Here is a 363-nt window from a genome sequence, read left to right as displayed (position 1 = left end):
GCAACGCGCACGCGCCGGACAGATTCGGCAAAGCCGCGCGCACCATGTCGGCACGGTCGGGGAACGTCTGGAACTGACGATTAAATGCGAGCGTATTATCACGCTTGACGATGGGGCCCGGTTCGATTCGTTTGGTCCGCGCTACCTGTACGCCTGTATCACGCCGGAAGGGGCCCCATCGTCTATATAGGGGCGTCTAATGCGATGCCGCGTGAAGGGGAAACGGTGCGCATCAAAGCGGGCATCAAAGAGCACGGCGATTACAAGGGGACGCCTCAAACCCGGATCGCGCGCCCGTCGCGAATCACAGCATAAAGACCGATTAAATTAGTCGGGTATTGTTGACGCGATACCCGACATGGC

The 363-nt window shown here is 59.0% G+C and carries 1 protein-coding gene; it reads left to right on the top strand.

Annotation, left to right across the window (positions count from 1 at the left end; genetic code table 11):
• On the top strand, positions 1–190 hold a 190-nt coding region (locus tag AC1RO3_RS08830), incomplete at its 5' end, for a hypothetical protein (protein WP_481764052.1).
• Positions 191–363: the final 173 nt, after the last annotated feature.

Source organism: Dellaglioa sp. CoH-57-MRSF-19 (assembly GCF_056781975.1).
This window is presented reverse-complemented; position numbering and strand designations above follow the sequence as displayed.